Origin of the sequence: Actinomyces sp. HMSC075C01 (assembly GCF_001812965.1) — a bacterium.
Taxonomy (GTDB): domain Bacteria; phylum Actinomycetota; class Actinomycetes; order Actinomycetales; family Actinomycetaceae; genus Actinomyces; species Actinomyces acetigenes.
Genome location: NZ_KV810921.1, coordinates 1 through 2,699 on the forward strand (window position 1 = coordinate 1; position 2,699 = coordinate 2,699).

The window sequence follows — 2,699 nt, forward strand, 5'->3', positions numbered from 1 at the left end:
GTTGAAGGACTCGACGTTCATCCTCGGCGTGCTCCTCGGTACGGTCAGGAGAATCACTGACGGCGGTAGAATTCCACGGCGCCCTAAGTGACGCAAGTGACAAATATAACCATATCAAATATTATATAGTAAATAAGCGTATTTATTGAGGTTACCTTATCTTTGCCCTCACCACTCCCACCCGAACCCGCCGAACAGTCCCCCGTGGACGTCGCGCTGGGTGAGGGTGGCGCGTTGCTGGGCATCCAGGCTGGTGCGGTTGTACTGGTTGGCTGCCTGGGGGCGGGCAAAGGGGCTAGCCCCGGTGAACTGCCAGATGCTGGTTGGCACCTCCCCAATGAAGCACACCTGGATGGTGGCCAGCAGCGAGCGGGCGTGGAAGGCCCGGCTAGCCAAGGAGATCGGCGTGGTCGGCTCCTCGCCCGGGAGAGGTTCGAGGCGGAAGGTGAGGTCGTAGCGCGTCGCGTCTTGCATCGGCGTGCGCCTACCGCTGGCCGGGTCGATGTGCCAGAAGTGGTCGTTCCACCCCGCGCCTTCGACGGGGCGGCTGTTAACGCTGAACTCCCCGCCTGGCTGCGCCGTAACGTGGGCGGGGTAGGAGCGGGAGATGGTGACGAAGTCCAGCTCGCCGGCCATGTTGGCCAGCCGGTAGTGCTCCACCGTGCCGCGCCACTGACGCTGCTCGACCACGATGAGGGTGGTGGTCTCTTCATAGACAATCCCACCGTGCATCTCCGGCACATCTAGCACTAAGGGTGCCTGGGTGTAGCGCCCGGCCACCAGGCGGCTGTGCAGCAGGCGCAGGCCGGCCTCCTCCCGCGAGGCAATCGTCTCCATGCTGCACCCCAAGCGGGTCGCCATCGCCCGCCGCCGCTCCAGCAGGCTGCCACTACCCGCCGTCTCAGGGCTGAGCGCAAAGGCCGCCAGCAGCACACCCACCAGCACTTCATCCTGTTCACTCCCGCTCTCGCTCAGGCTGTGGATGGCTGAGACGAAGCGATGGCGTAGCCGCTCAAAGGAGTCCTCCAAGCTGCCCCGCAGCACCTCATCGACGATCGGGGCGTGCACCAGCCGCGCCGCCGTGAAGCCACCGCGCTTACGCAGCCACGCCAGCTCACGCAGCAAGGAAGCCGCATCATCGGCATCGAGACGAGCGCGGGACATGAGCAAGCCTCCTGGGGGAAGTAGGAGCAAGGCGTGAGCGGCAGTGGGCTGAGCGGTGAAGCGCCCGCCAGGCGCGATGGCTGCAGGGTGCTCGCGGTCAACGGGTCAGCCGACGATCAGCCTAGACCGAGCGGTCGGAACAAACCAGGAGATATAGCGGGGGAGCCGAAGAACAGAAGCGAGGCGTCTGTCCCCGGCTTGGTGGACTGGCTCCTTGCCGCAGCTGCTGGCCTGCCGACCACGGTGAGGCTGGCTCGTAGCTGCTCGGGTCGGCGGTGGATGCCTGAGTGAGCCCGCTTTTCCAACTTTCTTCCAACTTTGACGGTGCTGCGGCGCGGCCTGCCTACCGTTCTAACCAACGCCACGAGCCCAGGGCGAGATCGGCAGAAAACGCCGGCCTGGCGCGGCTAGTGGCAGGTAGCGCGGCCCGCTCTCCCCAGAGTGGCAGCACGGGCCGTCGACGCGAGATGACCAGCTCGGCTGGTCATCTTTCTCTCTTCCTCCCTCTCTCCTCGAAAGGACTTCTCATGGCTTCTACCAATCTCAGTCTCTTCTCGCCCCAGCGCACCCGGATGGGGGTAGTGCTGGGCAATGGCCAGGCCCGGGTGACCAGGCGGGAGATCGAGCAGGTCGCCGCCCAGGCAGAAGTAGCCGCCCAGGCCGAGCAGGCCCGGGCCTTCCTGACCTCCCAGGTCCTGACCAACATCGCCACGCTGGTCACCCAGGCCGAGGCCCAGACCCGTATCGCTCCCGGCGGTGCTCAGTTCTACGAAGCGATCATCACGGGATACGCGCTGGGTGCTGGGCAGCGGATCGGGCAGCTGTAGGCGGCCGGGCCAGTACCGGAACGTCGTCAGTGCAGTGGCGAGCACGCTGCCTCGCGCCTGCTCTCCTTCTCCTCACGTTCCTTCTCTTTGCTCCCTTCTCTTCTTCTCTCGTCTCTTCTCATCTTCGGAGGTTTCATCATGACGGTCATAGTCGGGATCCTGGCCCTCATCGGTCTGGCGGTAGTGGGCGCAGTTGGCTGGGCGTTCGCCCACGGGGTGCGCGATGGCCTGGCCCAGTGGCGGGAAGCACCACTGGGCGGAACGAGTCAGCCGGTGCCCGTCGGTGCACCGCCGCTCTCGCTGTCTGCCGCGCTGCCGAGCAGCTACCAGGCCGGCCAGCTCGCCGGTGAGGTCGCAGCCAGCTGGCGCTCCGCACACCAGGCGGCCAGAGCAGCAGGACCGGGCATCCCAGCCAGCTCGTCCTGGGCGGCCGCCCTGGCCCTGGGCAGTGAGCTGAGCCAGCAGCGCCAAGAGGCAGGCCGAGCCATGCAGGCAGCAATGGCCCAGGTGCTGCAGGACAACGAACAGGCGGAAAGAGCAGCGGCCGGTGGAGGGCGTGACGCCAGCAATGGTGGGAGTGTCACTGACGAGAGCAGTGGCGACGGTGCTAGTGGTAGCGGTGCGTCTGCTGGCACGGTGCCGGACGGAGCGAATGGTGACGGCACCAGTGGTGAGCCGTCGCCACCGATAGTGACCGGATCGTGCCCG

General features: G+C 66.0%; 3 protein-coding genes. 2 read left to right on the forward strand and 1 reads right to left on the reverse strand.

Going from position 1 to position 2,699, the window contains the following annotated elements:
• Nucleotides 1-168: 168 nt before the first annotated feature.
• A complete protein-coding gene (locus tag HMPREF2883_RS00315; RefSeq protein ID WP_070658131.1) occupies nucleotides 169-1,164 on the reverse strand; it encodes a hypothetical protein in 996 nt (331 codons plus the stop codon).
• 527 nt (nucleotides 1,165-1,691) lie between these two features.
• Here HMPREF2883_RS00315 and HMPREF2883_RS00320 point away from each other — a divergent pair.
• Together HMPREF2883_RS00320 and HMPREF2883_RS15345 are read left to right on the forward strand one after the other, a co-directional pair.
• Nucleotides 1,692-1,991: a hypothetical protein gene (locus HMPREF2883_RS00320; RefSeq protein WP_009233120.1), complete on the forward strand. Its 300-nt coding sequence runs from the start codon at nucleotides 1,692-1,694 to the stop codon at nucleotides 1,989-1,991.
• A 138-nt stretch (nucleotides 1,992-2,129) separates the two neighbouring features.
• Nucleotides 2,130-2,699: hypothetical protein (locus HMPREF2883_RS15345; RefSeq protein WP_256277245.1), on the forward strand; the 570-nt coding region annotated here is incomplete at its 3' end.